26 protein-coding genes are annotated in these 26,979 nt (G+C 67.5%); 8 read left to right on the top strand and 18 right to left on the bottom strand.

Going from position 1 to position 26,979, the window contains the following annotated elements:
- Positions 1 to 66: 66 nt before the first annotated feature.
- Together AC5ZH6_RS06725 and AC5ZH6_RS06720 are read right to left on the bottom strand one after the other, a co-directional pair.
- Positions 67 to 1,686, bottom strand: coding sequence for an FAD-dependent oxidoreductase (locus tag AC5ZH6_RS06725; protein ID WP_094602423.1), 1,620 nt, complete (start codon positions 1,684 to 1,686; stop codon positions 67 to 69).
- Positions 1,686 to 2,636 carry an AurF N-oxygenase family protein gene (locus AC5ZH6_RS06720; RefSeq protein ID WP_014359178.1) on the bottom strand — a complete coding sequence of 317 codons (951 nt, stop codon included), beginning with the start codon at positions 2,634 to 2,636 and terminating at the stop codon, positions 1,686 to 1,688. Before AC5ZH6_RS06720 ends, AC5ZH6_RS06725 begins: the two co-directional genes overlap by 1 nt.
- A 171-nt stretch (positions 2,637 to 2,807) precedes the next feature.
- Here AC5ZH6_RS06720 and AC5ZH6_RS06715 point away from each other — a divergent pair, with 171 nt between their 5' ends.
- Complete coding sequence (locus AC5ZH6_RS06715; protein ID WP_496168713.1) at positions 2,808 to 3,578, top strand: SDR family oxidoreductase; 771 nt, start codon at positions 2,808 to 2,810, stop codon at positions 3,576 to 3,578.
- Positions 3,579 to 3,954: 376 nt separating this feature from the next.
- Here AC5ZH6_RS06715 and AC5ZH6_RS06710 read toward each other — a convergent pair whose 3' ends face one another.
- From AC5ZH6_RS06710 to AC5ZH6_RS06700, 3 genes are all read right to left on the bottom strand, one after another.
- Positions 3,955 to 4,635: a trimeric intracellular cation channel family protein gene (locus tag AC5ZH6_RS06710; protein WP_014359176.1), complete on the bottom strand. Its 681-nt coding sequence runs from the start codon at positions 4,633 to 4,635 to the stop codon at positions 3,955 to 3,957.
- Positions 4,636 to 4,736: 101 nt separating this feature from the next.
- Entirely contained in the window at positions 4,737 to 4,910 is a 174-nt protein-coding gene (rpmF, locus tag AC5ZH6_RS06705) for a 50S ribosomal protein L32 (protein ID WP_014359175.1), read from the bottom strand.
- 168 nt (positions 4,911 to 5,078) lie between these two features.
- A complete protein-coding gene (locus AC5ZH6_RS06700) occupies positions 5,079 to 5,759 on the bottom strand; it encodes a DUF4190 domain-containing protein (protein ID WP_496168711.1) in 681 nt (226 codons plus the stop codon).
- Positions 5,760 to 5,895: 136 nt separating this feature from the next.
- On the opposite strand from AC5ZH6_RS06700, the gene AC5ZH6_RS06695 reads away from it, so the two are divergent.
- Positions 5,896 to 6,828 carry an AEC family transporter gene (locus tag AC5ZH6_RS06695; RefSeq protein ID WP_014359173.1) on the top strand — a complete coding sequence of 311 codons (933 nt, stop codon included), beginning with the start codon at positions 5,896 to 5,898 and terminating at the stop codon, positions 6,826 to 6,828.
- 40 nt (positions 6,829 to 6,868) lie between these two features.
- On the opposite strand, the gene AC5ZH6_RS06690 is transcribed toward AC5ZH6_RS06695, so the two are convergent.
- Complete coding sequence (locus tag AC5ZH6_RS06690; protein WP_496168710.1) at positions 6,869 to 8,368, bottom strand: MFS transporter; 1,500 nt, start codon at positions 8,366 to 8,368, stop codon at positions 6,869 to 6,871.
- An 85-nt stretch (positions 8,369 to 8,453) separates the two neighbouring features.
- On the opposite strand from AC5ZH6_RS06690, the gene AC5ZH6_RS06685 reads away from it, so the two are divergent.
- Positions 8,454 to 9,089: a TetR/AcrR family transcriptional regulator gene (locus tag AC5ZH6_RS06685; protein WP_211542253.1), complete on the top strand. Its 636-nt coding sequence runs from the start codon at positions 8,454 to 8,456 to the stop codon at positions 9,087 to 9,089.
- 13 nt (positions 9,090 to 9,102) lie between these two features.
- Here the strand turns inward: AC5ZH6_RS06685 and AC5ZH6_RS06680 are convergent, their stop codons facing one another.
- Positions 9,103 to 9,762 carry a DUF1707 SHOCT-like domain-containing protein gene (locus AC5ZH6_RS06680; RefSeq protein ID WP_496168709.1) on the bottom strand — a complete coding sequence of 220 codons (660 nt, stop codon included), beginning with the start codon at positions 9,760 to 9,762 and terminating at the stop codon, positions 9,103 to 9,105.
- A 104-nt stretch (positions 9,763 to 9,866) separates the two neighbouring features.
- Here AC5ZH6_RS06680 and AC5ZH6_RS06675 point away from each other — a divergent pair, with 104 nt between their 5' ends.
- The gene (locus tag AC5ZH6_RS06675; RefSeq protein WP_496168707.1) at positions 9,867 to 10,433 is read left to right on the top strand and encodes a hypothetical protein; all 567 of its coding nucleotides are present in this window, start codon (positions 9,867 to 9,869) and stop codon (positions 10,431 to 10,433) included.
- Here the strand turns inward: AC5ZH6_RS06675 and AC5ZH6_RS06670 are convergent.
- The 6 genes from AC5ZH6_RS06670 to AC5ZH6_RS06645 all read right to left on the bottom strand — a co-directional run bounded on the left by AC5ZH6_RS06670 (position 10,407) and on the right by AC5ZH6_RS06645 (position 17,982).
- The gene (locus tag AC5ZH6_RS06670; RefSeq protein ID WP_014359168.1) at positions 10,407 to 12,392 is read right to left on the bottom strand and encodes a vWA domain-containing protein; all 1,986 of its coding nucleotides are present in this window, start codon (positions 12,390 to 12,392) and stop codon (positions 10,407 to 10,409) included. The genes AC5ZH6_RS06675 and AC5ZH6_RS06670 overlap by 27 nt on opposite strands.
- A 78-nt stretch (positions 12,393 to 12,470) precedes the next feature.
- Positions 12,471 to 13,940 carry a sigma 54-interacting transcriptional regulator gene (locus AC5ZH6_RS06665; protein ID WP_026920301.1) on the bottom strand — a complete coding sequence of 490 codons (1,470 nt, stop codon included), beginning with the start codon at positions 13,938 to 13,940 and terminating at the stop codon, positions 12,471 to 12,473.
- A gap of 135 nt (positions 13,941 to 14,075) precedes the next feature.
- Positions 14,076 to 16,430 carry a glycosyltransferase family 39 protein gene (locus AC5ZH6_RS06660; protein WP_288337436.1) on the bottom strand — a complete coding sequence of 785 codons (2,355 nt, stop codon included), beginning with the start codon at positions 16,428 to 16,430 and terminating at the stop codon, positions 14,076 to 14,078.
- 81 nt (positions 16,431 to 16,511) lie between these two features.
- Positions 16,512 to 17,090: a TIGR03086 family metal-binding protein gene (locus AC5ZH6_RS06655; protein ID WP_094602413.1), complete on the bottom strand. Its 579-nt coding sequence runs from the start codon at positions 17,088 to 17,090 to the stop codon at positions 16,512 to 16,514.
- A complete protein-coding gene (locus tag AC5ZH6_RS06650) occupies positions 17,087 to 17,581 on the bottom strand; it encodes an SRPBCC family protein (RefSeq protein WP_211545429.1) in 495 nt (164 codons plus the stop codon). The genes AC5ZH6_RS06655 and AC5ZH6_RS06650 overlap by 4 nt, the downstream gene beginning before the upstream one ends.
- Positions 17,575 to 17,982 (bottom strand): ArsR/SmtB family transcription factor, encoded by a 408-nt coding sequence (locus AC5ZH6_RS06645; RefSeq protein ID WP_014359163.1) that lies wholly within the window; start codon positions 17,980 to 17,982, stop codon positions 17,575 to 17,577. Before AC5ZH6_RS06645 ends, AC5ZH6_RS06650 begins: the two co-directional genes overlap by 7 nt.
- Before the next feature lie 243 nt (positions 17,983 to 18,225).
- Here AC5ZH6_RS06645 and AC5ZH6_RS06640 point away from each other — a divergent pair, with 243 nt between their 5' ends.
- Complete coding sequence (locus AC5ZH6_RS06640) at positions 18,226 to 18,738, top strand: hypothetical protein (RefSeq protein ID WP_094602410.1); 513 nt, start codon at positions 18,226 to 18,228, stop codon at positions 18,736 to 18,738.
- Here AC5ZH6_RS06640 and AC5ZH6_RS06635 read toward each other — a convergent pair.
- From AC5ZH6_RS06635 to AC5ZH6_RS06615, 5 genes are read right to left on the bottom strand one after another with little or no spacing between them, the layout of a single operon-like run.
- On the bottom strand, positions 18,735 to 19,691 hold the full coding sequence (locus tag AC5ZH6_RS06635) for a TauD/TfdA dioxygenase family protein (RefSeq protein WP_496168706.1): 957 nt from the start codon (positions 19,689 to 19,691) through the stop codon (positions 18,735 to 18,737). The genes AC5ZH6_RS06640 and AC5ZH6_RS06635 overlap by 4 nt on opposite strands.
- A complete protein-coding gene (locus AC5ZH6_RS06630) occupies positions 19,657 to 19,935 on the bottom strand; it encodes a hypothetical protein (protein ID WP_496168705.1) in 279 nt (92 codons plus the stop codon). Before AC5ZH6_RS06630 ends, AC5ZH6_RS06635 begins: the two co-directional genes overlap by 35 nt.
- Positions 19,936 to 19,957: 22 nt before the next feature.
- Complete coding sequence (locus AC5ZH6_RS06625; protein ID WP_496168703.1) at positions 19,958 to 20,809, bottom strand: ABC transporter ATP-binding protein; 852 nt, start codon at positions 20,807 to 20,809, stop codon at positions 19,958 to 19,960.
- Complete coding sequence (locus AC5ZH6_RS06620; RefSeq protein WP_265077599.1) at positions 20,790 to 21,848, bottom strand: taurine ABC transporter substrate-binding protein; 1,059 nt, start codon at positions 21,846 to 21,848, stop codon at positions 20,790 to 20,792. The genes AC5ZH6_RS06625 and AC5ZH6_RS06620 overlap by 20 nt, the downstream gene beginning before the upstream one ends.
- Before the next feature lie 6 nt (positions 21,849 to 21,854).
- Entirely contained in the window at positions 21,855 to 22,721 is an 867-nt protein-coding gene (locus tag AC5ZH6_RS06615; RefSeq protein WP_496168702.1) for an ABC transporter permease, read from the bottom strand.
- Positions 22,722 to 23,077: 356 nt separating this feature from the next.
- On the opposite strand from AC5ZH6_RS06615, the gene AC5ZH6_RS06610 reads away from it, so the two are divergent.
- From AC5ZH6_RS06610 to AC5ZH6_RS06600, 3 genes are read left to right on the top strand one after another with little or no spacing between them, the layout of a single operon-like run.
- On the top strand, positions 23,078 to 23,839 hold the full coding sequence (locus AC5ZH6_RS06610; RefSeq protein ID WP_496168700.1) for a GntR family transcriptional regulator: 762 nt from the start codon (positions 23,078 to 23,080) through the stop codon (positions 23,837 to 23,839).
- A gap of 26 nt (positions 23,840 to 23,865) precedes the next feature.
- On the top strand, positions 23,866 to 24,093 hold the full coding sequence (locus AC5ZH6_RS06605; protein WP_496169184.1) for a 4Fe-4S dicluster domain-containing protein: 228 nt from the start codon (positions 23,866 to 23,868) through the stop codon (positions 24,091 to 24,093).
- 55 nt (positions 24,094 to 24,148) lie between these two features.
- On the top strand, positions 24,149 to 26,935 hold the full coding sequence (locus tag AC5ZH6_RS06600) for a fumarate reductase/succinate dehydrogenase flavoprotein subunit (protein WP_496168699.1): 2,787 nt from the start codon (positions 24,149 to 24,151) through the stop codon (positions 26,933 to 26,935).
- Positions 26,936 to 26,979: the final 44 nt, after the last annotated feature.

Below are 26,979 nucleotides of genomic sequence, written 5' to 3'. Positions count from 1 at the left end.
GGGGTGCGACGCACCCCGGGGTTGCGATGTTGGCCCGGGCCGATGGACGACGGCCCGGGCCCACGGTCATCGTTTGCGCCATCCCGCAGCGCCGACCATGTCGGGGATGCGGGTGAACTTCACACGCGGGCGGCCCTGCTCCTCGCCGCGACGCCGTTCGATGCGGTCGATGGCGCGCATGCCGCGGTAGCCGATGACGTGGCGGGTTCGCTTGCGCAACAACGCTCCGAACTCCTCGGCCGCGCGCCCGGATCGGGGCAGGACACCCGCGGCGGCGTCGTCGATGAAGTCCTCCACGGTGCGTTGCGCACACATCTTGTTGGCGCCGATACCGCCACTCGGGCCGCGCTTGGCCCAGCCCAGGACATACACGCCCGGGATGACCTGCCCGTGCTCGTCGAGCATCCGGCCCTCGTCGTTGGGGAACACGCCACGCACGTCGTCGAACGGCAGTCCCGCGATCGGCACCGACCGATACCCGATGGAGCGCACCGCGAGATCGGCGGCGATGCGACGGGTGTGCGATCCGGTGCGGACGTCGACGGCCTCGACCTGCGTCTGCCCGAGGATGCGTTCCGGGGCGGAGTGGAAGAGGAACACGATGCGACGACGCTGCGGGTCGGCGGGTCCGGTGAAGTCCGGCAATTCGGCGTCGGGATCGTCGTGGACGACGACCTCCACACCCGGAATCGTCGACAGCGCACGGTATTCCGCCGAGGTGTAGGCAGCCGACGCCTGATCGCGACGGCCGAGCACGACGACCTCGTGGACGTTCTGCTCCTCGAGGATGCGTAGTGCACGGTCGGCGATGTCGGTGGTGGCCAACAACTCCGGCGGCGAAATGAGGATGCGGGCGACGTCGAGTGCGACGTTGCCGGTGCCGACGATGACGGCCCGGCCGGTCGCGGTGTCATCGCGGCGGATCGGCGGTGCAGCGTCGGCGCCGGGCACCGCGTTGTACCAGGCAACGAGTTCGGTCGCCGACGTCGAGCCGGCAAGCTCCTCACCCGGAATCCCCAGGCGCCGTGACTCACTCGCGCCAACGGCATAGAACACGGCGTCGAAGTGGTCGGCGAGCTCGGCGGGGGTGATCTGCCCCGGCCCCTCCCCCACCTCGACGTTGGTGGCCATGGTGACGCGCGGGTCGCGGTAGAGCAGGTCGAAGCCGCGCAACACGCCCTTGGTTCCCGGATGGTCGGGGGCCACGCCGGCACGCACGAGACCGCCGGGGGTGGGCAGCTTGTCGATGACGGTCACCTGTGCCTCGGTGCGGTCGAGCAGGGTCCGCAGGGCGTAACCACCCGACGGTCCGGTGCCGACCAACGCAACGCGCAGTCCCGCAGGAAGTTTCGGGATCTCCGGGTAGACCACGTCGGCGATGTTTCGACCCGCTCGCTCCGCTCCCGGCGTCGGCCACCCCGAGGTCGCGTCCGGGTTGTTCTTGTAGTAGTCGGCGTTGATCTCGACGAAGACCTTGTCGCGGGTGCCGAGCTTGTCGGCGGGGAAGATCGCGTCCACCGGGCAGGCGTCGGCGCAGGCACCGCAGTCGATGCAGGCCTGCGGGTCGATGTGCAGGATGTCGGAGGTCCCAAAGCCCCGCTCCTCAGGAGTCGGGTGGATGCAGTTGACCGGACAGACCGACACGCATGCTGCGTCGCTGCAACAGGATTGGGTGATGACAAACATCAGAGCATGTGCACTTTCCGGTAGTAGTGCATCGCCGGGCGGGTCAGCAGGCCCACCTCGTCGAGGAACTCCATCAGGTGCGCGCAGCTGCTGCGGATCATCGACTGGAAGTGCGAGTTGTGGTTCATCTCCTCGACGGCACGGTCGGCGTCGAGTCCGGCATCCTCGAATGCCTTGCGCTGCACCAGGCTCGACACGATCATGTACGCGGCCACCGACACATACAGCGCACTGAACTGGCGGCGGGCCCAGCTGATTCCCTGCATCGACTCACGAACCTCTTCGCGCGCGAACTTCATGTGCCGCGATTCCTCGAGGACGTGGATCTCGTTGACGGTGCGGATGAACGGGAGCACCCGCTCGTCCCGCATGCAGCCGCGCTGGAAGACGTCAAGGACCTCTTCGGCGACGAGGATGCCGGCGTAGGCGACCTCGTTCTTGGCGGTGGCCTTGAAGAATCTGCCGAGCCGTCCGACCCACTTGGTGGGCTTGTACGACGTGCCGACCATCTTTTCGCTGGCCTTGGCGAACATGATCGAGTGCCGGCATTCGTCGGCGATCTCGGTGAGCGCGAACTGGAACTCGGGGCTGTGGTAGGCCCCGAGGTACTGATCGCGGACGACCATTTCCTGCAGGATCATCTCGAACCAGATGCCGATGTTCATGATCGACGCGAACTCGTGGCGGGTGACCGAGATGCGCTGCTCCTCGGTCAGTTCGTCCCAGTAGGCGGTGCCATAGAGCGACGACCATTCCGGGCTGCAGCCGTACTTCGTCGGGTCCATGGGCAGAGACCAGTCGATCTCGGTCATCGCATTGCGCGACAGCCGGGCCGCCGACGCGAGCAGGCGCGTCGACACCTCGTCGGTTCCCTGGTCGTGCATGCTGACGACGACTCCGTCGTCGTCAGTGGGGGTGTGAGGAGCTGTGCGGTCCATTGCGGCGGTCATGTCGCGGTGCCTCCGTCTCGGTCGGGTCTTTCTATGACAACGGCTGATGTCATATCAACGCTTGTTGTCAAGATAGCAGTCCCGTGTGACCTGGTAAACAGCTTCGCTACTATACTCACCAGTAAGTTCTGAGTGGTACCACGTTTGCGCAGGTCACACCGAGGAGTGCACATGTCTTCCATCTTCATCACCGGCGGTGCGTCGGGCATCGGGCTGGCGACGGCCGAGCGGTTCGAGCGCGAGGGGTGGACCGTTGGCGTCTACGACGTGAACCCAGAAACACTCGACAAGGTGGCCGCCAATCACCCCGACTTCATCACCGGCGTCCTCGACGTCCGCGAACCACAACAGTGGGCCGACGCGCTCGCCGCGTTCACCGAACACACCGGCGGCACCCTCGACGTCCTCGACAACAACGCGGGCATCCTCGTCGCGGGACGCCTCGACGAGATCACCCCCGAGGCGATCCGCGCGCAGATCGACATCGACGCGCTGGGCGTGACCCTCGGCGCGCAGGCCGCCTACCCGTACCTGAAGAAGACGCCGGGCGCGCACCTGGTCAACATCGCCTCGGCGTCGGCGATCTACGGCCAGCCCGGCATCGCCACCTATTCGGCCACCAAGTTCTACGTCGCCGGCCTCACCGAAGCCCTCGAACTCGAGTGGGAGCACGAGGACATCCGCGTCGTCGGCATCTGGCCGCTGTGGGCCAAGACCGCCCTCGCCGACAACGACGCCAAGTCGACCAAGACCCTCGGGGTGCGCATCACGCCCGAGGAGGTTGCCGAGAAGGTCTACGAGTCGGTGAACCCGAATCGCATCGATCGCCTGCTGCACCGCACCAGCTACTCCGTCGGCACCCAGACGCTGTTCCTCAACAACGCCGCCAAGTTCATCCCGAACTTCCTGAACCGCACCGTCAACAAGCTGATCGCGCAGTAGGCCCCCGATGGTCGAGGAGCCCGGTTCCCCGATGGTCGAGGAGCCTTTTCCCCCGATGGTCGAGGAGACCCGCGCGAGCGCAGCGAGCCGGAGCGTCTCGAGACCACCGCACGCCAACGCTGGAACCCGAAACCTGCCCTGACACACGAGGTCTCGAGGCTCGTCGCTGGCGCTCCTCGGCACCTCGACCACCGGAAAAGGCGCCCCGCCGGAGCGCCCGCCTACAGATATAACTTCCACCGCAGCGGACCACCGACCCGAAAAATCGCCGTTTTCAGCCCGATTCGGTGGAAACTGTATTCCCCCGATGGTCGAGGAGCCCCGCGCGAGCGCAGCGAGCCGGAGCGTCTCGAGACCACCGGGCAGAATAACCCCGTTACGAATCGACCTCGCCCGGCCGCTTCTCGGCCCGGCGTCGCGGTAACCGCAGGGTCGGCCAGACGGTGGTCCGACGCGGGGCGACGGGCAGGCGCCATCGGAACGCGAGTCCGCACAGACGCAGGGTCGTGGCCATCGCGGCCCCCGCCACCAGCAACACCCCGTGCGCCGAGGGGAACATGGCGTGCCCGGCGACGTACACACCGGCACCGACGAGGGCGGGCACCGCGTAGAGATCGGCCGGCTGCAACAGCAGCGGCACCTCGTTGACCAGAACATCGCGGATCACACCGCCACCGATGGCGGTCAGCATCCCGACGAGCACCGAGGCCAACGCACTCGCGTGCAAGCCGACGGCGACGCTCGCACCGGTCGTGGCGAACAGTCCCATACCGAAGGCATCGAGCACCAGGATCGTGCGACGCAACTCGGTGAAGGCCGGATGGAAGAAGAACACGACGACACCGGCGATGGCCGCCGTGGCGACCGGCTGCCAGGTCTGCAGAGACGTGGGCGGGGTGACCCCGAGCAGCAGGTCACGCAGGATGCCGCCACCAACGCCGGTGAGGATCGCGACGGTGAGGATGCCCCAGAGATCAAAGTCCTTGCGCACGCCGAGCACCGCACCCGACGCGGCGAACACGGCGATGCCGGCAATGGTGAGAATCTGCAGCAACACGGGTACTCCTCACGGCAACCGCCTCTCACAACGACGACCGCCCCGAGAAACTCCCGGGGCGGTCGGTACGTTGTGGACCGGCTATCCGGTCAAACGTTCGCTCAGCGGCGATCGAGATCGATGATGCCGGCCTGCGCGGCCTTGACGAGGCGACGCGGGATGCGCTGCGCGACGCCGTTCACCTTGACCTCTTGCAGTGCGGGGTTGTCCGCCTTCCACTGCGAACGACGGCTGCGGGTGTTCGCCCGCGACATCCGGCGCTTCGGTACAGCCATGATCGTGCCCTTCTCTACGTGGTCTCGCCATTCATCCGCACCGAGTACGGGGGATGATTGCTCCTGGTCAGCGCGTCCGCGGCAGTTAGGCGCGACACGCAACCCCACCAGACTACCCGGCGGGTGGTCGCGGATCCAAAACGTGCCATCACCCCCGACCAGGGGTGGTCACGACGAACTCGACGACACCGCCGCGAAACCACCGATCAGTACGTTGATGACGATGTAGACGATGAAGATCACGAGCGCCGCGGCACCGATGATGATCCCGGCGAGTGCCAATCCCTCGCCTTCCTCGGTGCCTTGCGAGTCCCTGATCTGGTTTCGCGCGATGACCCCGAACACGATCCCGAGCCAGCTCAGGCACCCACAGCCGACGAGCGACACGACGAGCGCCGCGATGGCCATCGGATTCGTGCGCTTGGCCGGCACACCGATGTATGGCTGCCCGTATCCCGGTTGTCCGTACCCCGGCTGCTGCCCGTAACCGGGCTGTCCATAGCCCGGTTGCCCAAAGCCCGGTTGCCCATAGGAGGGCTGACCGTAACCCGGCGCAGCCTGACCGGGCTGGCCGTAGCCGGGCGTCCCGGACGCCGGATACTGCTGTGCGCCGTACGCGGGCGGGGTCGACGACGCCGGCGGCGTCGGCGGCTGCAACGGCGGCAGCCCCGCACCCTGCGACGGTGTCGGGGGCGAGGGGTTCAGCTGGGTCGACTGCCACTGCGACGCGTCGTCGGACGGTGTGGTCGGCTTGCTGAAGTCGATCTTGGGGTGATGGATCGTCGTCTCGTCATCCGGCGATGCGCCGGAGTCCGGTGAGTTCCCGCGGTCATCCTGCGGTGTGGACATGCTTCGACCTTCCTGATCGGCCGCCCGGAGGCGTGATGCCGATCAGGATAGCGAACCGGTCGGTCACCACCGCGCACCGAAGCCGGCGACTCATCCGTTCGATCGGTACCGGTGACGCGGCAATACACTCGTCCGGGTGTCAGGCGTCGTCTCCGGTTTCACCGCGATCTTCATCATGGTCGGCGTCGGATTCCTCCTCGGCCGGACCGGGCTGCTCGGTGAACATGCCCATGAGGTGCTCTCCCGGCTGGTCTTCTTCGTCGCCACCCCGGCGCTGCTGTTCTATTCGCTGGTGACCACCGACCTGTCGGTCGTGTTCTCCTCGACCCTGGTCATCGCCGGCGGCAGTGCGCTGATCATCGGGCTGCTGTACTTCGTCGTCGCAAAGGTGTTGTTACGCAGACCGACTCCCGATCTGGTCATCGGCGCACTGTCGTCGTCGTATGTCAACAGCGTCAATCTCGGTGTGCCGATTGCGATCTTCGTGCTCGACGACGCGTCGTTCATCGCGCCGCTGTTGCTGTTCCAGATCCTCATCTACTCGCCGATCGCGTTGACCGCACTGGATCTCACCGCGCTGGAACGCGGGACCGGTCACCCGTTCCGTGATGCGATCGTGTTGCCGCTGACCAACCCGATCGTCATCGGCGGCGTGCTCGGGGTGGTCATCTCCGCGATCGGATGGACCCCGCCACAGGCGATCCTGGAACCGTTGAAGATGCTGGGCAATGCCTCGGTGCCGGGAGCCCTTCTCGCCTTCGGCCTGTCGCTGACCGGGGTGACGGTGTTCAAGAAGGGGCAGAGCCCGCGACGCGACATCGTACTCGCGACCGTGCTGAAGACCATCGCGATGCCGGTCCTCGTGTACGCGATCGCCCGTTGGGGCTTCGGCGAGCAGGGCCACAAACTGTTTGCGCAGACCGTGATCGGCGCCCTGCCGACCGCGCAGAACGTTCTGGTCTACGCCACCCGATACCGGCGCGGTCAGGTGCTCGCCCGCGACACCGCGTTGATCACCACACTCGCGTCGATCCCGGCGATCGCGATCATCGCATGGCTCCTGGCCTGATCGCCGGCGGGCTTCGCCCCAATCAGTCGAGTGACACCGATCAGTCGAGTGACACCGATGCCGTCGAGAACTCGCCCGCGGCGCCGACGGCGATCTCCTCCTCGCGCTGATGGGCGCTCATCGGGTGTCCGCCGCGCGGAATGGCGAAGGCCGCCAACGCCGCGGCGAGCGCGAACGCTCCGGCGCCCAGCAGAAACGCCACCCGGTAGGCGTTCTCGGTGGGCAACGCCACCGGCACACCGTGCACCGAGTGCACCGCCACCTCGGCGGCGAGCACGGTGATGATGACGGCACTTCCCACCGCGCCACCGACGGTCCGCATGATCGAGTTGATGGAGTTCGCGATTCCGGTCTCCTGTGGCTCCACGTTGGCGACGAGCAGCGCCGGCATGGCCGCATATGCCGCTGCCACAGCCACATTCGCGACGATCAGGCCGCCGATCATCTCGCCGGTGTTGTCGTGCAGCACGGTGAGCATCATCATGCCGACGACCCCGACGATCCCCGCGCCGAGCAGCACCACCCGCGGCCCACTCCGGGCGACGAGCAGTCCGGCGATGGGTCCGACGAGGATCGACACGATCGCCGCGGGCAGCATGAACACGACGCTGGTCCGCAGGACCGAGGCACCGAACCCGTAGCCCGCCAACAGTTCCGGCGTCTGCACGAAGTAGGTGGCGCCGAGGAACACGCTGAACATCGCGAAGCCGACGCACAGTGATGCGGTGTTGGTCGCGAGCACCGCGCGATGTTTGAGCAGATCCACCGACACCAGTGGCGTCGCCCGGCGCGATTGCAGGACCCAGAATCCGACGAGGACGACGACGGCGGCGACGTAGAGGCCGATCACCCGCGCCGATCCCCACCCCCAGTCGTGGCCCTGCGAGGTCGGCAACAGCAGACACACCAGTCCGATCGCCAACACCAGAGCGCCCGCATAGTCGACGCGTCCACCCGATCCCACACGGTTCGGGACGGCGGCGAGCATCAGACCGATCACCACGACGGTCATCGCCACACACAGCCAGAAGATCCGGCGATAGTCGGCGTCGTTGCGGGTGAGCAGCCCGGTCGCCACCAGGGCCAGCCCGCTGCCCACGCCGAGCGCCGAGGCGGTGATCGCCATGGCGGCGGTGAGTCGCTCGCGCGGGAGTTCTTCGCGCAGCACGCTGATCGCCAGCGGGAACAAGCCGAAGCTCGCACCCTGCAGCACCCGTCCGACGATGAGCACGTCGATCGAATCGGCAAGCGCGGCAACGAGACTGCCGGCGAGCGTCAATGCCAGCGCGGCCAGGATCACGCGTTTGTGACCGTAGACGTCTCCGAGACGACCCAACAGCGGGGTGAACGCCGACGCGGCGAGCATCGTCGCGGTGGTCACCCAGCCCACCGTGGTCAGCGAGACGTCGAGTTGCTCGCCGATCTGCGGCAGTACGGGCACCGCGAGGGTCTGGATCATCGAGAGCAACAGGACCGACGCCGCAGCGGCGACGATCACGAGCGCCGGGGACACCGGACGCCGGGTGGTCGAAGAAGACATGCCGACCACCATAGAACAGAAATCGACAGTGTGTCGATTCAGATCGACGTGACGTCGATTATGTGCCGTTCCCTACGATGAACCCATGAGTTCCGCCAAGACCGCGGCTGCGGGTCGTCGGCGCGGCGCCCCGACCAAGGGCGACCGACGCGAGGAGCAGATCCTCGCCGCCACCCGGAGGCTGTTGTCGCATCGGCCGATCGGCCAGGTCACCATCGACGAGATCGCCTCGGCGGCCGGCATCTCCCGCACGAGCTTCTACTTCTATTTCCCGTCCAAGCAGGCCGTCCTGGCCACACTGATGGAACAGACCTGGAACGAATTCACCAGCACCCATGAGTGGTTCGACTCCGACGGCCCCGACCTCGACGGCCTGCGCGCCCAGTTGGCGGCGGTCGCCGCGATCTGGCGCGACAACGGTCCGATCCTCGCGTGCGCGGCGCAATCAGGACAGTCCGACTATCCGCCGCTACAAGAATTCCTCGGCCGCGCGAGGGAACGCTTCGTGGCCAGGCTCGCCGCCAAGATCGAGCGCGACCGCGCCGCCGGTCTCGCCCCGGACGGGCCGGCCGCCGCCGAACTCGCCACCCTGGTCGCCATCGTGCGTGACGGGCGGCTCGCCGAACTCGCACAGGGCGACCCCGACGACGCGCGTGATGCGCACGCCCTCGACGCACTCACCCAGACGATCGGCCGGATGATCTACGGGCGGGTGGGCTGACGCAGCGGCCGCCTCAGTGCCCGCACTGCCAGGGCTTCCGCGGCTTCTCACCGCGCTCTTTGCGTTTCACGTCCACCCCACCCATCAGTGCGAAGCCGGTGACGTGAATCGTGGGTGCGCCCGGCGCACCCGGCCCCGACGCCTTGTTGCTGAATCCGCCCATGATGGCGCCGCCGCCGACCTCCACGGCCACATCCGGCGGCACGGTGATGTCGACGCCGCCCATGATGGCGACGCACTCGATCGTCAGATGCGGTGCGGTGAACTCGACCTCCCGCAGGTCGATCTCCACGCCGCCCATGATCGCGGTGGCCGAGAGCTGATCGGCGACGGCCGCCTGCCCCTTGAGCTCGCTGCCCGACATGATCGCCAGACGGCTGCGGATCGGTTCGCGGCCGCTCCCGGTCGTCACCGTCGAGGGATACGGCGCGTCGGGCTCCGGTAGCGCCACCCCGAGCTGGGTGACCGGCAGATCGTCGGTGAGGGCATCGAGCTCACCGAAGGTCTTGGCCATCACCGCTTTTCCCGCTCGCTCCTCGTACTCGGCGGGGGTCAGGCTCCCCTGCTCCATCGCCGCCGACAAGATCTCGTGCACCAGTTCACGATCGGCGTCGGCGGCGCGCATCCGCGATCGACGGTCGTCGTCGTAGGTCGGGTCCTCTGCAGTGCTCACCCGTTCAGACTAGGCCGGTCGAGCCGGCCCCGACATTGGTGAACACCCTGAGATCCGACCCTGAGATCGCCACCGGAGTGCCCGGTGTCTGGCACGATCGGGCCATGCGGCGAGTGGGCAAGGTCTTGATGTGGCTCGGCATGATCGCGGTGGTCGTCAGCCTGGGCGCGGGCATTCCGATCGCGGTGATCGGGCTGTCGAAGGTCTCCGACACCTCGGCGCGGGCGTTCGAGATCCGAGGGTCGGCGACACACCACCTCGACGCCGGCGACACCCTGGTGCTCTATGCGCCGGGAACACAGTCCGACGCCGCCGAGGACGCCTTACCGTCGTGCGCCGTCAACGGCCCGGGAGCCCAACGCCGACAGTCGAATTCGACCTACTCGTTCACCTACCGGAACACCACCGTGCGGTCCTTCGCCCAGTACTCGATCACCAGCGGCGGTGTGTACGCGCTCGATTGCGGCGACTCCTACGTCGTCGGCGCCCCGCCGGTGCCGGTGGGCGGGCTGTTCTCCGGCATCGGCGGCATCCTGCTCGCGGTCTTCGGCGGCGGCTTCGGTCTGGCCGTCGCGATCACCGGTCTCGTCCTGTGGCTGATCGGACGGCGGCGCACACCCCCGCCGGCACCGCCTGCTCCCTCGTCAGCCCCGCCGTGGCCCCCGGCGTGAGCGCAGGTAGTCGCCGACGACCGCCGCGCCGAGACCGTCGACGTCGGGGGCGATGACCCGGCCCCCGATGCGGCGGGCGATCTGATCCATGAAGTGCGCCAACCCGGGATCCTCGCCGAGCCGGAAGAACGTGACCTGCGCGCCGAGGCGGGCGACGTGGTCGAGCTCGCGGACGGTCAATGCGATGGTCTGCGGGTGCGGCGGATAGAAGAAAAACGGCTCCCCGCTCGGGTCGAGGTGCGCGGTCGGCTCACCGTCGGTGACGACGAGCACCACCGGTTGCGCATTGGGGAACCGACGCAGATGCCGACCGGCCAGCAGCAGCGCGTGGTGCAGGTTGGTGCCCTGCTCCATACGCGGTTGCAACCCGGTCAGTTCGGCGATGTCGATCGACCGGGCGTAGCGACCGAACGCGATGAGATGCAGTTCGTCGCTGCGGAATCGGGTCGAGATGAGGTGATTGAGCGCAATCGCCGTGCGCTTCATCGGAGTCCAGCGGCCCTCCATCTCCATGGAGAACGAGGTGTCGACGAGCAGCACCACCGCGGCCTGTGTTCGGGCCTCGGTCTCGGCGACCTCCACGTCGCGCACGTCGATCCGCACACCCGGATGCAGGTCGCTGGTCGGATGCCCTTCCGCGGCGGTGCGCAACACGGCGTTGGCGACGGTGCGCGAGACATCCCAGGGGTCGGTGTCCCCGTAGGCCCATTCGCGGGTCGAGCCGGTCGGCTCGCCGAGCAGCCCGCTGTTGCGGGTCTGCCGGTCGCCGCGAGCGCCCATCTGGTCGGCGATGTCCCGGAAGATCGCCTGCCCGAGTTGACGCATCGCCTTGGGGCTCAATCGGAGTCGGCCGTCGGCGGTCCGGTCGAAGAAGCCCTCCTCGCGTAGCGCCTTCTCCAGTTCCTGCAGGGTGCGGGCGTCGACGCCGGCCTGCTCACCGAGTTGCCGTTCCAGCGCGTCGATGTCGATGTCGTCCATCTGCGCACCGGCGTACTGCTGGGACAGTTGCTCGGAGAGCGCCTCGAGTTCGGAGATGTCGCGCAGTGCCGCGGCCCCCTCCCCCAGGCCCATCTGCTGATCGCCGGAGAACTCCTGGGCGTTGTCCCAGTCGAGCCCCGGCCGGGCCTGCCGCAGCGCCGAATCCATTTGTGCGAGTTGACTCATCAGGTCCGGCGACCCGAATGCCTGCTGTGCGAGCTGATCGAGTTCGGCCCGCTGCTCGGGCGTCAGCGAGTTGTAGAACTGCTGGGCCGCGGCAGCCCGCTGCGCCAGCGAATCGATGAGTTCTTCGGTGTTGCGTGGGTTCTCGGGAAAGTACTCGCCGTGTTTGTCCATGAACTCCTCGAACGCCTGCGAGGTGTCCTCACCGCGGTTGTGGGCGTTGAGGAGCTCGTTGAGGTCGGCGAGCATGTCCGACACCCGCTGCCGGTCGGCGTCGGTGGCGCCCTCGAGCGCCTCCTTCATCCCGGCGAAACGCTGATCGAGCAGTTCTCGACCGAGGAGATCCTTGATCTTGTCGTAGTCCTGCTGCGCCTCGGGGCTGCGCCACCGGTAATCGGAGAGTTCCTCGACGGCCTGCGCGGTGGAGGCCGGGAGACTGCCGATCTGCATCTCGGCGAACCGTGCATCGTCGTCGAGGTCGCGGGCGAGTTGTTTGCGTTCGTTGAGCACCGCCCGGTCGAGGAGTTCACGGATCTCGGTGAAGGTGCCGTCGAGATTGCGCTTCTTGAGCAACTCCTGACGCCGCCGGTTCACTTGCTCGCGAAGCTTGTCCAGACCCCGCATGTCCTGCGACCCGCGTCGCAGGAACTCCTGCAGCGCCCGTTGCGGGCTGACGCCGGCCATCACGTCGTCGCCGATCTCGCTCAGCGCTTCCCGCAGATCCACCGGCGGCGCCAACGGATCCGGCCCACCGGTGTAGCGCTGATACCGGGATCGGTGAAAATTCTTCTGCACCATGGGTTTCTCCCGAGTTGGTCGAATCCGCCGGGACTCGGCCCGGCCGTGGATCGCAGGAATGCGTGGATCGGCGGTTGCTCAGCCGTAGATCGTCTGCCCCGACTCGTCGGCTTCCTTGCCGATGCGTCGCGCGAGGAACAGTCCCTCGAGGGCGAGTTCGACGGCGCTGGCCCGTTCGCCGTCGGAGCCGGCCTCGAGTCGCTCGGCGATCTCGTCGATCACCGGCGCGGTGGTCTCCGGCGACGGCAGCGAGTCGAGGAAGTCCGCGGCGGGCACCCGGTCACCGGTGACCACGAGCTCGCCGGCCTCCAATGCCGACACCAGCGGCGCCATGTCGATGCCGCCGAGGTGGGCACGCACCGTGTCGGCGACGGACTTGCGCATCAGGTGCTCGAGGATCTCGAGTTCACGTCCCTCTTCGCCGGACTCGAACTCGATCTTGCCGCGCAGCACCTCGATCACCGATTCCAGATCGACGACGCGCGCCACCGGCACCTCTTCGCCGGTGACGGCCGCGCGGTGCAGCGCCGCCGCGGCAACGGTCTCGGCGCCGGCGATCGAGAACCGCGCCGACACACCCGAACGCTGATCGATCGACGGGTGGTCGCGGGCGTAGCGGGTGAACCGCGCGAGGATCTCGGTGATGAAGGTCGGGACCGTGGCGGTGAGGTCGGCCTCCTGCTCGATGACGGCGACCTCGTCGTCGAGTTCGATCGGGTAGTGCGTGCGGATCTCGGCGCCGAAGCGGTCCTTGAGCGGGGTGATGATGCGCCCGCGGTTGGTGTAGTCCTCGGGGTTGGCGCTGGCCATCACGAGCACGTCCAGCGGCAGGCGCAGCGTGTAGCCGCGGACCTGGATGTCGCGTTCCTCCATCACGTTGAGCATCGAGACCTGGATGCGTTCGGCCAGGTCGGGGAGCTCGTTGATGGCGACGATGCCGCGATGTGCCCGCGGGATGAGCCCGAAGTGGATGGTCTCCGGGTCACCGAGGCTGCGCCCTTCGGCGACCTTCATCGGGTCGATGTCGCCGACGAGGTCGGCCACCGAGGTGTCCGGCGTGGCGAGCTTCTCGCTGTAGCGCTCATTGCGGTGACGCCATTCGATGGGCAGGTCGTCGAGGAGGTTGGCGGCCTTGCGGATCGATGCCGGGGTGATCGGCTCGTAGGGATGCTCGCCGAGTTCGGAGCCGGCGATCACCGGCGTCCACTCGTCGAGCAGGCCGACGAGGGTCCGCAGGATGCGGGTCTTGCCCTGGCCGCGTTCGCCGAGCATGACGACGTCGTGTCCGGCGAGCAGTGCACGTTCGAGCTGCGGGATGACCGTCGCCTCGAACCCGACAATGCCCGGCCACGGATCGCGGCCCTCGCGCAGCGCGGTCAGCAGGTTGTTACGGATCTCGTCGCGGATGCTGCGCTGCACATGACCGCTTGCACGCAGTTCACCAAGGGTGCGAGGAGAGGGATGACGGGTTTCGGTGGTCGTTGAACCGCCGGTCGGGGCGTCGGTCGTGAAATCCCCGGATGTGAAGTCTTCTGCCACCTCATCCACGGTACGCCGGAGGGCCGCGGTCGCGCCCGGTTCGCCGACAGCGCCCCTGCTTTCGCCGACAGCGCCCTCCACCTCGCCGACAGCCCTTTGGCGAGCGCTGTCGGCGGTGGGGAGGGCGCTGTCGGCGAGGTCCGGCTACCCGGTGGTGGCGGTGCGGTGCCGGCCGGTGCGGTGGCCGCCGAAACCGGCGGTCGGGGCGGTCGAGCCAGGAGTTGCCGAACCGGCGGTGGTGGTCGAACCGGTGGTCGTGCTCGCCGGAGTCGCCGTCGTCGACGCGGGTTGTGGTGTCGGCGCCACGGTCAGGTCGTACACCGTGTAGTTGCCGATCGTGGTGCCGTGGAAGTTGGCCTCCACCCACTGCTGGATCTGCGTGGTCACCGAGGACCGCCCGCCGCCGAAACCGGTGCCGCCGAAGGCTTTGGTGATTGCGCTCATCAGCTCCGCATTGGCGCTGCCGTTCTGCGACGAGGTCTCCGGGGCGAGGTAGTAGCCGATGTCCTTGTCGGCGACGTACTTCTGGAACTGCGCGAGGCTGGGCGCCGGGTCGTTGGAGAATCCGCCGACCCCCATCACCGGCACGTGCGCGGCGAGTTCGACCCCGGCCGCGGAACTGGTCCGCGACACCGCCGCGGCCCACCGTGCGTGACTGCTCTGCAGCATGGTCTGGAGTTGGGTGGGCAAGGTCGTGGAGCCACCGCCGAATCCGCCGAACCCACCGAATCCGCCTGCACGGCTACCCGACGACCCGGTGCCCGACGACCCGGTACCGCCGCGGCCGGAGTGCGTCGTGCCGCCGAATCCGCCGTGCCCGCCTGCGGTGCTGCGTTCGGGCAGCACCGACGGGCTGCCACCGGTGTGCGAGATGGTGTCGCCGGTGATCGCATATGCCGCCGGCGCCGCGAAGATGCCGATCATGCCGAGCACCCCTACCGCCAGCGCGATCCGACGTCCGAAGGTCGACGGCAATGCGACGAGCAGGGCGGCGACGATGCCCGCGACGAGCACCACCCACCGCAGCCAGGGCTGCCAGTTCGGCTCGTGATCGAGGAGCACGAACGACCAGATGGCTCCCGCGGCAATCATCGCGGCCAGACCGAAGCGGGCGGTGTAGCGCTGCCAGCTCACCGAAGCATCACGCGCAGTCCAGGTTTGGTGGACGCCCAGACCGACGAGACCGGCGATGGGCGGAGCGATCGCCAGCGAGTAATACGGGTGCGCGATACCGCTCATGTACGACAGGACCAGTCCGTCGACGAGCAACCACAGACCGAACAGCAGGGTTGCCGCGCGCACGAGGTCGGTGCGGGGACGACGCCCACGCAACGCCAGGACGACGATCAGCGCGATGAGCGCGGTCGGCAACAGGAACGAGACCTCGGCACCGAATTCCCCGGTGAACAACCTCGTGATCCCCGGCTGGGCACCGAACATTCCGCCGCCGAATCCGCCACGGCCGCCACCACCACCACCGAAACGCTGCGCCAATTGCGGGTTCTCACGCGCGAAGTCGGCCATCGCATTGGCCGGGTTGCCGTGGGCACCACCGCCACCACTTCGGCCTTCGACACGTTCGAGCCCGTTGTAGCCGATGACGAGGTTCATGAAGTTGTTGTCGGTGGAGCCGGCGAGATAGGGCCGCGACGATGCGGGCCACAGCAGCGTCAGCACGACATACCAGCCCGCCGAGAGCATCAGTGCCACAGCGGCAATCACCAGATGCCACATGCGTCGCCAGAACGTCGGCGGGGCCGCGATGAGGTAGACCGCGCCGAGCGCGGGCAGCACCATCAGGCCTTCGAGCATCTTGGCCAGGAATGCGAATCCCAGTGCGACACCGGCCAAAGCGAGCCACCGCGCCGATCCTCGCGCGGTGGCGCGCAAGGTGCAGTAGGCCGCTGCGGTCATCAGCAGCACCATCGCGGCGTCGGGATTGTTGAACCGGAACATCATCGCCGCGACCGGGGTGATCGCGAGCGCGAGGCCGGCGATCAGTCCGGCCGACCGACCGGCGACGCGGGTGACCATCGCGTACATCAACGCGACGGCGGCCACCCCCATGAGGGCTTCGGGGATCAGCATGCTCGCCGAGGAGAATCCGAAGATCTGGCCGGACAGGCCCATCACCCACTGCGACACCGGTGGCTTGTCGACGGTGATGAAGTTGGACGGGTCCACCGAGCCGAACAGCAGCGCCTCCCAGTTGCGCGACCCGGCCCACGCCGCTCCGGCATAGAAGGTGTTGCCGTACTGGTTGGTCGTGATGTTCCACAGGTAGAGGACGGCCGTGGCGATGAGGAGTAGTGCCAGCCACAGCCGGTCGCGCGCGGTGGCCGGTGGCAGCGTCGAATCCGCGGAAACCGACAGATCGGATCCTCGATGGTGGCTGCTCGGAGCATCATTCGCAGTGGTGTCGAACGGAGCGACACCGGGTTGGGTTGCGGTCACGATGATGATCGTGCGCCGGATGCACTGACTTTCCGGTGTGGGCAAGCTGTCAGCTTGCTGTGAGGCAACTGGTTCCTTTGCGGGAGTTGAGAGAATGTCGTATTCGCCGGGGATGCCGTGTCGGTTTCACCCGATTGGCCGCCAGGCCGGGTCGCGTCCGATGAAGCCCGCGAGCCGGGTGACGGGGTCGGCGTCGGCGGGTACCGGCATCGCCGGACCGTACTGTCCCGAGGACCGGAGCATGTCCTCGATGCCCTGCATGCCCGAATAGACCTGGGCGGCGAAGTCGGTGTCCAGCTGCGGATCCCGACCGGCGGCGGTGGCCAGATCCCAGGTGTGCAGAAAGATGTCGGTGGTGTAGAACCGGTCGATCGCGTCGGCCAGGCGCAACTCCCCGACCATCGGGTGGGTGAAGGTCGCCTCCGCGTCGGGGCCGTCGAGGAGCTGCTGTACCGCCGCACGCCGGGCATCCCATGCCGCTGCGGGATCGTCGGCGACCTGTGGACCCGCGGGCAATTCGACGTCGCCGGCAGCCAGGAACGCCGCAAACCAGTCGACGAGGTGCGCCACCACGTCTCGGGTCACCCACCCGTCCACCGGCGTCGGCGCGTCCCAGTCCTTCACCGCCGCAACGTGTTCGGCGAACCCCGCAGCCACGTCGCGGTGGCGGTCCGAGGCGGAGAGTTCGGCGAGCCCCCTGCTCACAGCTCACCGGCATCGAGCATGCGGTCGAGGCCGGCATAGCCCTCGTTCACGCCGACCTCCATGCCGGAGGCGAGCCAGCCATCGCGCGCTTCGAAGCTGTCACACAGGGATTGGGCATGCAACCGGGTGCGGCCGTCGCCGAGATCCTCGAACCACAGGGTCTCCAGCGACACCTGGTCGGGCATCCCCTCGAAGGTGAAGGTCTGCACGATCTTGTCGTCTGCGATGGTGTGGAAGCAGCCGCGGAAGCCGAATTCCTGGCCGTCGTGGGTGGAGACGTACCGCCAACTGCCACCGTCGCGAGCATCCCACTCGATGATGCGGCTGGAGATCGCGTCGGGGCCGACCCAGCGCACGAAGAGGTCGGGATCGATGTGCGCCTTCATCAATTGCGCAGGGGTACCACGGAAGTCACGGGTGATCCGGATGACGGGGACCTTGGGGTCCGCCTCGATCGCGGCTTCGGGATAACGGGTGCTGGTGGTCATGATGCCTGCCCTTTCGTGTCGGTGTTGATTCTCTTCGGGTTGCTGTTCCGGGGTTTGTCGGTGCCGCCGGCGGTTGCCGCCGGACCGTCGTTCATCTCCGCCAGCACGGCGTCGAGGCGCATATAGCGCTCCTCCGCACGTCGGCGGTACCGCTCGATCCACTTGGTCATGAGGTCGAACACCTCTGCTTCCAAATGCACCGGGCGCGTCTGTGCCTCACGGGTTCGGGTCACCAGCCCGGCGTCGGCGAGCACCTTCAGATGCTTGGACACCGCCTGGATGCTGACGTCATAGGGTTCGGCGAGCTGGCTGACCGTCGCGTCGCCCACCGCGAGCCGGGCCACCATGTCGCGCCGGGTCGGATCGGCCAGCGCCGCAAAGATCTTGGACAACTCGTCGGACACCGGAGTCCTTTCCCTTTCCACAACCTTTCGGTTGAATACGAGCATGCGCCCCTCCGTTGCCGTTGTCAACCCATCGGTTGAATATCTGCCCGAGTGTCGCGGCGCTGTGTACGCCGCGACGCTGTCGACCTCGGATTTCAGCGTCCACACAGGAACGCCGGCGCACCGTCGGGCCAGGGGGTACGAGGTGAAGCAGGCGCCGCGGCAGAGGTGAGACGCACCAAAGAGTGAGAGGGCATCATCATGAAGACCACAGCAAGAACACGTGTGCCGCTGGCATCGGCCATGGCGTTGGCGGCAACCCTCGCGGTCGGCGCACCCGCACTCGCCGACACCCCGGCAGCGCCCGCGTCGTTGTCGATCCAGGGCGACCTGCATCTGACCCCGACGATTCGGGTGTTGCGGATCGACGCCCAGGGATCGCGCACCGCCGGCGCAACCACCGGTACCTACACCGCGACCCTGCTCGACGGCATGAATCCCACCCCGATCCAGGTTCGCGGTCCGGTGACCTGCATCAGCGTCGACGGCAACGCCGCCTCGCTGATCTATCCGATCAGCGACATCCGCCCCTTCGGGCTCCCGGCCGCTGTAAAAGATGCTGCCGCGATCCAGATCTCGGTGCGCAAGGGCGTCAACGGAGGGCAGTCGATGGTCGGCGTCAACGGCCCGATGCCCACCGGCAGCTTCCACGGATGCGCGCCGGCCGCAACGCCGTTCGCGTTCGAAGGAACGATCCAGACCAGCGGCGGCTAGGGCTGTCGCGGTCCGATCGGCTCGTCTCCGCGCAGCGTGATGCGGTGCATCACACGGCGATTGTCGCCATAGTCACGGTTGGCGTAGTGCAGGGTGTTCCGATTGTCCCAGAGGACAAGATCACCCAGGCGCCACCGGTGGCGGACGATGTGTTCGGGCTTGGTCAGGTGCGCGTACAGCAGGTCGAGGATGCCGCGGCTCTCGGCATCGGAGACGCCCTCGATATGTGAGGTGAAGCCGGGGTTGACGAACAACGACTTGCGCCCGGTCTCGGGATGCACGCGCACCACCGGATGGGTCACGGGCGGAAGGTCGGTGACTTCCTTTCCGTCCCAGACGTTTCCGCGTCCGCCGCGCCGCTGCTTGAGGTAGTAACCGAACTCACGGCTGCCGTCGTGGACCGCCGACAGCTTGTCGACGAGTTCGCGGATCGGCTCCGACAGCGACCGGTAGGCCAGCTCGGCGTCGGCCCAGTTGGTGTCACCGCCGTTGCGCGGCAACACCACCGGGCGCAGGATCGATCCCATGGGTGGGCGCGGCATGAAGGTGACGTCGGTGTGCCAGACGTCGGCGAAACCGTTGTCGGTGCTGTCGAGCGAGTAGACCTCGGCGGGCACGTCGCCGCTGTTCCAGACGGGATGCCCGGTGGTGAGGTCGCCGAGTCGCCGGCCGAATTCGATGTGGGCGGCGTCGTCGAGGTCCTGACCGCGCAGCACGATCACCTTGTAATCGATGAGGGCAGCGCGGATGGCGCGCACCTCGTCGTCGGTGGCCGACGCGACGTCGACACCACCGATCTCGGCCCCGAAATGGGGACCGAACTCGTCGATGTCGAATTCGACGCCGGAGGCGACGGTACCCGCCGGGACGGGAGTGGACCGTGCGGGCGTGGAAAGGGCGGGCGTGGAAAGGGCGTGCTCAGGCGTGGCGGGGCCGGAAGTGGAGAGAGTCATCGGTGGTGTTCCTACTCGGATCGTGGAGTGAGATGCGGGGTCCGAGTACCACCGGCGGGGAACCATGGTGCGAACCGTCCGAGAAGCTCATCGAGTGGCCGACGAGGCGGGCGGTGACGGTTCCGGTCATGTCACCTGTGTAGTCGGCGCCGGCGGGTTCACCCAGGGTTTGCCGCACGGTGAGTACAACCTCGGTGAGGACAACCTCCATGAGTACGAGCGCACCGGCGCATCGCTCGATCACCCCCGGCACCGGTCCCGGTCGGTCACGCCGGCGCGGCCCCGGCCACCGCGGCCTCCTTGACCGCCGCGGCGACCTGCGCGCGTAACACCGTGTACTCCGGGGAATCGCGGATCTCCTCGGGGCTGACACCGAGTCGTGGGATCGGCGAGGTGATGTCGAGGGCGACCCGACCCGGCCGCGCTGTCAGGACCACGATGCGCGAACCGAGGAAGGCCGCCTCGTCCGCGCTATGGGTGACGAAAACGTTGGTCCGGCCGAGGTCGGCGCTCACCGCCCGGAGGTCCTCCTGCAGCGTTTCGCGGGTGAGAGCGTCGAGCGCGGCGAACGGCTCGTCGAGCAACAGCAACGACGACTCCCCGGCCAACGCGCGGGCGATGGCGACCCGCTGCTGTTGTCCTCCGGAGATCTCCCAGATCCGCCGATCTGCGGTGTCCCCCAGCCCGACCCGGCGCAACAGCTCGTCGCGTCGGGTTCTGCGCTGCGCCTTCGGCACTCCGGCATAACGCAGCGCGAGGTCGACATTGCCACCGACCGTGCGCCACGGGAACAGCCGCGGTTGTTGGAACACCACCCCGGCGCCGACCCCGGGCGTCGGGGACTCCCCGGCCACCGTGACCCGGCCGGAGGTCGGGGTCTCGAATCCGGCGATCAACCTCAGCAGGGTGGACTTGCCGCACCCCGAGGCGCCGACCAGAACGAGGAACTCACCCGGATCGACGCGCAGATCAACCGGTCCCACCGCCGTGACCCGGTCGGCCTTGCTGCCATAGGTCTGCACCACCTTGCTCAGCGTGATTGCCGCCGACGACTCCGAATTCGGAGTCGACACCGCAGGGCCGTGTTCGACGACGGCGTCATTGCGCGGAGAGGACACCGGGTAGCCCCTTCGTGTAGATGGCCTGCTGGAAGGTCGACAACGGGGGAGCGCTCGGGATCTGCTGTTGCGCGGCGAGGAATTCCGCTGCGCTGTGCAGGTTCTCGGCGAGATTGCCCGGTTGTCCGTCGACGCCCAGCCAGGTCGGTGAGGTCAGCTCGGCAGCGGTCAGGAAGGTTCCCTGCTTGAGTTGGTTGGCGGCATCGGTGGGCGTGGTACCCAGCTGCGCCGCAACGGCCTTCGCTGCCGCCTGCGGATCGTCGTGGATCAGCGCGAGAGCGCGGGCCTGCACCTTGCGCCAGGTGTCGACAACCGAGGGGTTGTCCTTGGCGAATTGGGTTGCCACGACACCGAGGTCGAGGGTCGGCTTTCCGGCGGTGGCCAGTTGCCGGCTGGCGATGAGTGTCTTGCCGGTCTTGCGGAGCTCGTCGAGAGTGGGGAGCCAGGTGTAGACGGCGTCGACGTCACCGCGCTGCCACGCGGCCAACGATGCCTGCGGCTGCAGGTCGATGATGTCGACGTCGGCGGGGTTCACCCCGGCCTGCGCCAACGCCGCGAGCAGGCTGTAGTGCGCCGTCGACGCGAACGCCGTGGCGACCCGTTTGCCGCGCAGATCGGCGACGGTGTTGATGCCGGTGCCGTTGCGGGCCACGAGTGCCTCGTTGTCGCCGGCGACGTCGAGGACGAATGCCACCTGATACGGGATGTTCAGTGGTGCCGAGAGTCCGCGCGCGACCGGACTCGATCCGATGGCGCCGAAGTCGATCTGCTTGGCGATGAACGCGGTGTTGATGTCGGCGCCGGAGTCGAACTTGGTCCACTTGATGTTGTAGTCCGGCAGGGCGTCCTCGAGCCAGCGATTGTTCTTGACGATCAGGTCACCACTCGGGAATGACTGGTAGGCAATACGAATGGTGGGTTTACCGGAGTCCTGACCGGAGCGGTCGACCGAGCAGCCCGTCGCCATCAGGAGGGCTGCGACCAATGTCGCGAGCAGGATCGGTACCGCGCGCAGCGGTCGTCGACGATGGGTTGTCATGTGAGGTCAGGCCTTTCCACGCCAGGGCACCGCACGGTGCTCGATGACCCGCAGGACACCGTCGATGATCAGACCGGAGAACCCGATCAGAGCGATACCGACGAGCACCACAGGGGTGTTGTTGTAATTGCTTGCGTCCTTGACGACACCGCCGATGCCGGGGATGCCGTTGAACAGTTCTGCGGCGACCACCGACGAATAGGCAATGCCCACCGAGAGCCGTATGCCGGTGAAGGTCTCAGGCAGAGACGCGGGGATGATGACGTCGCGCAACACGTCACGGCGGGAGGCTCCGAGCGCACGAGCCGCCTCGACGAGTGCGACCGGTGCCGCGCCGACGGCCGCTGTCGTGGCGACCGCCGCGGGCGGTAGGGCCGCCAATGCCAGCAGCGTGATCTTGGGCGCCTCGTCGATTCCCAGCCAGATGACGAGCAGGAAGAAGTACGCCAACGGCGGAAGGGCACGCAAGAAGGTCAGCCACGGCTCGAGTACTCGCCGGATCACCGGGACCGAGCCCATCACCAGCCCGAGTGCGACCCCGACGCCGACGCCGACCACCACGCCGACGAATACTCGCCGCAGGGTCATGTACAGGTGCTCCCACCAGTAGTAGCCCGCGTATCCAATCGAACCGTCGTGGGTCGTCGACATCTCGACGAAGGCGTGCCACACGGTGCCGAGCCGGGGAACGAAAACCTCGCTCCACACGCCACTGACCGCGACGACCTGCCACAGCACCAGAAACAGGACCAACGACAACAGCGGCAGGCCGACGTGCAGCCCCACCGCTTTCCACCGAGATCGGCCGGCGCGTCGCCCGATCTCGGGTTCCCCGCCCTGCTCCTGCGGGGTGATGTCCACGAACAAGGTCATCAGCATTGTGTAATCGCCGCCCGAGAGCACGGCGAGAGATTCCCTCACGCTGAGGAGAAGTGGCGAGGGAGTTGTCCGACCATCGACACCATGGTCTAATCCCGGCCGCGATGCCGATCCTGAAGTTCCACATTGCCGCCGTGCACAGCAGGCGAACCTCGCCGACGACGGACATTCGGCGCGCGATGAGTTCAACCCCACAACGCCCTCGATGGTGGCGCAATAGCGTTCCCCGGCACCGACGACGCTGGTGAACCCGTGCGCAACGACCACTGCGGTGGCGCATTGCGAACGCCCGCCCCACCGCACGTCACAGACCTCTCGGGCCCCCTGAACAGCGGTTATCGTCTGTACTCATGCAGTCCGAACCACCGTTCCCAGGACGCCCGGCGCCACCCGGTCGCGTCCGCGCCGACAACGCCCGCGTCGTCGCCGACGTCCTTCGGCGAGCGATTCACGACGGCGCCATCGATGAGGCGCTGGACGAGCGCGCGCTGATCGACGAGTTCAACGTCTCCCGCAACACCATTCGTGCGGCCCTGGCCGCGCTCACCGATGAGGGACTGATCCGTCGGTCGCCTCGCGTCGGAACGCACGTCGTGGCACGCAAACTCGACCACGGCCTCGACGCGCTGCTGGGCCTGCAGGAGACCTTTCGCCGACACGGCGCGGTCCGCAACGTCGTCAAGATCGCCACACTCGCCGATCCGCCGCGGCTCGTCGCGCGCCGCCTGCGTCTCGACGACGCCCAGGCCGTCTACATCGAGCGTCTGCGATACCTCGACGACGAGCCGATCAGCCTCGACATCACCTACCTGGTACCCGATCTCGGAATCGCGGTGCTCGACCACGACCTCGAATCCCAGGATGTCTTCACCGTGCTCGAGGAGGTCGCCGGGGGCCGGCTCGGCCGCGCCGACATGACCGTCGAGGCCGTCGACGCCGACCCCCACTCGGCCGCACATCTCGAAATCGCCTCCGGGAGTTCACTTCTTCTCCTCGAACGACTCACCCACCTCGCCGCCGACGACCGGCCCGTCGATCTCGAGTACATCCGCCTGCGCAGTGACCGGGTCTTTCTGCGCAGTACCGCCTACCGAAACGAGCAACTCCCATGAGCCCAACCCCCATGAGCCCAAATCCGATGAGCCAGGTCACCTTCCGCGCCGACGTGCCGGTCACCATCGACGAATCCCTGTGCATCGAGGGCTGCACCCTGTGTGTGGAGGTCTGCCCCCTCGACTCGCTCGCGATCAATCCCGACTCGGGCAAGGCGTACATGCACGTCGACGAATGCTGGTACTGCGGGCCGTGTGCCGTGCGGTGTCCCACCGGAGCGGTCACCGTCAACATGCCGTATCTGCTGTTCTGAGCGCCGCGTGCACTCGCCCGCATCATCCTCGACCTCCGGAGAACCGATGGAGCCCATGGAGATTCCCGACCTCGCCGATCGCACCCGGCGCGACTGTGACGTGCTGGTGATCGGCGGCGGCACCGCCGGAACCATGGCAGCGCTGACCGCCGCCGAGCACGGCGCGTCGGTGCTGCTGCTCGACAAGGCACATGTCCGTCATTCCGGCGCCCTCGCGATGGGGATGGACGGCGTCAACAACGCCGTCATCCCCGGCAAGGCCACACCGGAGGACTACGTCGCCGAGATCACCCGCGCCAATGACGGCATCGTCAATCAGAAGACCGTCTATCAGACGGCCACAAGGGGTTTCGCGATGATCGGACGCCTCGAGCGGTACGGGGTGAAATTCGAGAAGGACGAGTACGGCGAGTACGCGGTGCGGCGGGTGCACCGCTCCGGGTCGTATGTGTTGCCGATGCCGGAGGGCAAGGACGTCAAGAAGGCCCTCTACCGGGTACTGCGCAAACGTGAGATGCGCGAGCGGATCACGATCGAGAACCGGTTGATGCCGGTACGCGTGCTCACCGACGACGGACGGGCCGTGGGCGCCGCCGCATTGCACACGCGCACCGGCGAATTCGTGGAGATCGCGGCCAAGACCGTGATCCTCGCGACCGGACCGTGCGGTCGGCTCGGCCTTCCCGCCTCCGGCTATCTGTATGGCACGTACGAGAATCCGACCAACGCCGGTGACGGCTACTCGATGGCCTATCATGCCGGAGCCGAGCTCAGCGGCATCGAGTGCTTTCAGATCAATCCACTGATCAAGGACTACAACGGGCCGGCGTGTGCGTACGTGGCCAACCCGTTCGGCGGCTACCAGGTCAATGCCGCCGGCGAGCGCTTCGTCGACTCCGACTACTGGTCGGGCGAGATGATGGCGGAGGTGAGCAACGAGATCGACTCGGCGCGTGGCCCCATCTACCTCAAGGTCAGTCACCTGCCGGAGGAGACCCTCGGCGCACTCGAATCGATCCTGCACACCACCGAACGCCCCACCCGCGGTACCTTTCACCGCAATCGCGGACACGACTACCGCACCCACGACATCGAGATGCACATCTCCGAGATCGGTTTGTGCAGTGGACATTCGGCGTCTGGCGTGTGGGTCGACGAGAACGGCCGCACCACCGTCGACGGCTTGTACGCGGCCGGGGACCTGGCGTGCGTGCCGCACAACTACATGATCGGCGCCTTCGTCTACGGCGAGCTCACCGGCACGCATGCCGCCGAGACCGCACGGGAGCTACCGATGCCCGCCGACCTGCCGTCCGACCAGCTCGCCGCAGCCCACGAACTGATCTACCGCCCGTTGCGCAACCCCGACGGGCCACCGCAACCCCAGGTGGAGTACAAGCTCCGACGCTTCGTCAACGACTATGTGGCGCCGCCGAAGACGTCGAACAAACTGGCCATCGCCATCGAGACCTTCGAGCGCATGCGCGCCGACATCGAGCAGATGGGTGCACGCACGCCGCACGAGCTGATGCGGTGTGCCGAGGTGTCGTTCATCCGTGACTGTGCCGAGTTCGCGGCCCGCAGTTCCCTCACGCGCACCGAAAGTCGTTGGGGCCTCTACCACCAACGCGCCGACCTGCCCGACCGACGCGACGACACGTGGGGCTATCACCTCAATCACCGCAAATCGGCCGACGGCACAATGGAGTTCGTGGGCCGCCCCGTCGAGCCCTACCTCGTCGGGGTCGAGGGCCTCGACCACATTCCGCCGACGGACCGGTCGGTGATCGCCATCGAAGAGCCCCCGATCGTCAGCGGACCGGGATATCGGGGAGTCGACAGTCCGGTGCGTCCACCGGTATCGCCACCGCCGGCCGCGGCCTCACCGCGCATCGCTCAACTCCTGGCTCTGTCCCCCGCGCACGCCGCCGACCTCGACACCTACCTCGACGATGACGACGCGACCGTGCGCCGCACCGCGATCTCGGTGCTCGGCGAGACCACACCCGAGGCGTTCGACACCGCGCTCGTCGCGGCGCTCGCCGACGGGTCGACCGACGTCCGCGCCGCCGCCGCACACGGGCTACGGGAACTCGTCGAAATCCTCGAACCCACGCCGGAATTACTCGGCGCGCTACGCGACCACGTCGGCTCGGCCGATCCCGTGGTGCGCTCCACCGTCGTCGACCTGTTGCGCGCGTTGCGTTCCGGTGATCGCGACCTGTTCACCCACGCTCTCTCCGACGCCGACCACCGCGTCCGGATCGAGGCCATCGGCGCCCTGGTGTCGCTGGACGCGGCCGCCCCCATCGCCGAGGCAGTCGTCGACGACAACCGAGAGGTCCGTATCGCGGTCGCCGAGGGGCTCGCCACCATCGGGGCCGGCGGCAGCGGGGTCGGCGGCAACGGGGTCGGCGGCAACGGGGTCGGCGGCAACGGGGTAGGTGGCGGAGCCATCCGCGTCCTGGCAAGCGACCGGGATCCGCTGGTGCGCGCTGCCGCGCTGGCCGCGATGGCACACCTCGGCGACACCGAGATCGACGGGCCGCCGCTGGTTGCGGCATTGCGCGACAGCGCCTGGCAGGTCCGTGTCGGCGCCGCGCGCGGGTTGGCCGTGGCACGTACTGAGTCGACCGTTGCGGCGTTGTCCGGCGCGCTCGACGACGTGCATCACGACGTCCGCAGAGCCGCGGCCCTGACCCTGTCGCTCTGGGCCGACGACCCCGACGTGCGGGCGATTCTCGAACGTGCCGCCGAGGATTCGGACGCCGATGTCCGGGCGGCGGTGCGTCGCAGTACGGTTCGTGCCAGCACGGTTCGCGCCAGTACGGCAGGAGTGTGAGGCGTACCCACGTCGAGGCGGTGTGCCACACGCGCGCCGGCGAG

It is taken from the genome of Gordonia sp. YC-XJ4 (assembly GCF_059511865.1).
This window is presented reverse-complemented; position numbering and strand designations above follow the sequence as displayed.

Excerpts from the sequence above, each read along its gene's own strand:
- AC5ZH6_RS06725 (WP_094602423.1), bottom strand. The coding sequence starts at position 1,686 with ATGTTTGTCATCACCCAATCCTGTTGCAGCGACGCAGCATGCGTGTCG.
- AC5ZH6_RS06720 (WP_014359178.1), bottom strand. The coding sequence starts at position 2,636 with ATGACCGCCGCAATGGACCGCACAGCTCCTCACACCCCCACTGACGAC.
- AC5ZH6_RS06715 (WP_496168713.1), top strand. The coding sequence starts at position 2,808 with ATGTCTTCCATCTTCATCACCGGCGGTGCGTCGGGCATCGGGCTGGCG.
- rpmF (WP_014359175.1), bottom strand. The coding sequence starts at position 4,910 with ATGGCTGTACCGAAGCGCCGGATGTCGCGGGCGAACACCCGCAGCCGT.
- AC5ZH6_RS06700 (WP_496168711.1), bottom strand. The coding sequence starts at position 5,759 with ATGTCCACACCGCAGGATGACCGCGGGAACTCACCGGACTCCGGCGCA.
- AC5ZH6_RS06690 (WP_496168710.1), bottom strand. The coding sequence starts at position 8,368 with ATGTCTTCTTCGACCACCCGGCGTCCGGTGTCCCCGGCGCTCGTGATC.
- AC5ZH6_RS06685 (WP_211542253.1), top strand. The coding sequence starts at position 8,454 with ATGAGTTCCGCCAAGACCGCGGCTGCGGGTCGTCGGCGCGGCGCCCCG.
- AC5ZH6_RS06675 (WP_496168707.1), top strand. The coding sequence starts at position 9,867 with ATGCGGCGAGTGGGCAAGGTCTTGATGTGGCTCGGCATGATCGCGGTG.
- AC5ZH6_RS06670 (WP_014359168.1), bottom strand. The coding sequence starts at position 12,392 with ATGGTGCAGAAGAATTTTCACCGATCCCGGTATCAGCGCTACACCGGT.
- AC5ZH6_RS06640 (WP_094602410.1), top strand. The coding sequence starts at position 18,226 with ATGAAGACCACAGCAAGAACACGTGTGCCGCTGGCATCGGCCATGGCG.
- AC5ZH6_RS06635 (WP_496168706.1), bottom strand. The coding sequence starts at position 19,691 with ATGACTCTCTCCACTTCCGGCCCCGCCACGCCTGAGCACGCCCTTTCC.
- AC5ZH6_RS06620 (WP_265077599.1), bottom strand. The coding sequence starts at position 21,848 with ATGACAACCCATCGTCGACGACCGCTGCGCGCGGTACCGATCCTGCTC.
- AC5ZH6_RS06615 (WP_496168702.1), bottom strand. The coding sequence starts at position 22,721 with ATGACCTTGTTCGTGGACATCACCCCGCAGGAGCAGGGCGGGGAACCC.
- AC5ZH6_RS06610 (WP_496168700.1), top strand. The coding sequence starts at position 23,078 with ATGCAGTCCGAACCACCGTTCCCAGGACGCCCGGCGCCACCCGGTCGC.
- AC5ZH6_RS06605 (WP_496169184.1), top strand. The coding sequence starts at position 23,866 with ATGAGCCAGGTCACCTTCCGCGCCGACGTGCCGGTCACCATCGACGAA.
- AC5ZH6_RS06600 (WP_496168699.1), top strand. The coding sequence starts at position 24,149 with ATGGAGATTCCCGACCTCGCCGATCGCACCCGGCGCGACTGTGACGTG.